Origin of the sequence: Streptomyces sp. NPDC058751, from assembly GCF_042746485.1 — a bacterium.
Taxonomy (GTDB): domain Bacteria; phylum Actinomycetota; class Actinomycetes; order Streptomycetales; family Streptomycetaceae; genus Streptomyces.
Genome location: NZ_JBHYPZ010000116.1, coordinates 1 through 1032 on the forward strand (window position 1 = coordinate 1; position 1032 = coordinate 1032).

The 1032-nt window shown below is 67.8% G+C and carries 1 protein-coding gene and 1 pseudogene; both read right to left on the reverse strand.

Annotation, left to right across the window (positions count from 1 at the left end):
- The coding region (locus ACFW6B_RS41170; protein ID WP_386605078.1) for an alpha-amylase family glycosyl hydrolase at window positions 1-256 on the reverse strand (256 nt) is incomplete at its 3' end.
- Window positions 253-1032, reverse strand: a pseudogene (locus tag ACFW6B_RS41175) (alpha-1,4-glucan--maltose-1-phosphate maltosyltransferase); the annotation flags it as partial. The pseudogene ACFW6B_RS41175 and the gene ACFW6B_RS41170, both read right to left, overlap by 4 nt.

The following is a 1032-nucleotide window of genomic DNA, read 5'->3' on the forward strand; positions in this document are numbered from 1 at the left end:
AGTCGGAGACGTCGTAGCCGCCGTCGCGCAGCGGGGACTTGAAGAAGGGCGGCAGCCACAGGCAGTCGACACCGAGCCATTGCAGGTAGTCGAGTTTCGCGGTCAGGCCCTTGAGGTCGCCGACGCCGTCGCCGTTGCTGTCCTGGAAGGAGCGGACCAGGACCTCGTAGAAGACGGCGCGTTTGAACCACTCGGGATCGCGGTCCTTGGCCGGGGTGTCCTCGAACGTGTCCGGGACGGGCTCATTGACGATCATGTGGTGGGTGACCCTCCGATCAGCGGTGAGGACGGTCGCAGGACGGTGAGGATGTGCGCGGGCCGGTCACCCGGCTCCAGGCGCACATAGTTGGTCCTGCCCCAGTTGTAGGTCTCGCCGGTGAGCTCGTCGCGCACCGGCACCGACTCGTGCCAGTCCAGGCCGAGTTGCGGCATGTCCAACGAGACCGTGGCCTCCTGGGTGTGGTGGGGGTCGAGGTTGACCACCACCACAACCGTGTTCGAACCGCGGCCGTCCGTCACGGACTTGGAGTAGGCGATCACCGACTCCTGGTCGGCGTGGTGGAAGTGCAGGTCACGCAGTTGGCGCAGCGCGGGACTGCGCCGTCTGACCGCGTTGAGCTCGCGCACCAGCGGCGCGATGCTCAGACCGTCCCGTTCGGCGGCGGCCCAGTCGCGTGGGCGCAGCTGGTACTTCTCGGAGTGGAGGTATTCCTCGCTGCCTTCCCGCAGGGGGGTGTTCTCGCAGAGTTCGTAGCCGCTGTAGAGGCCCCAGGTGGGGGAGAGGGTGGCGGCCAGGACGGCGCGCAGCGCGAAGGCGGGGCGGCCGCCGGTCTGCAGGAACTCGTGGAGGATGTCGGGGGTGTTGACGAAGAGGTTGGGCCGCATCCGGGCGGCCGACTCGCCGGCCAGTTCGGTGAGGTGGTCGGTGAGTTCCTGTTTGGTGTTGCGCCAGGTGAAGTACGTGTAGGACTGCTGGAAGCCGGTCTCGGCCAGGGTGCGCATCATGGCGGGGCGGGTGAAGGCCTCGGCCAG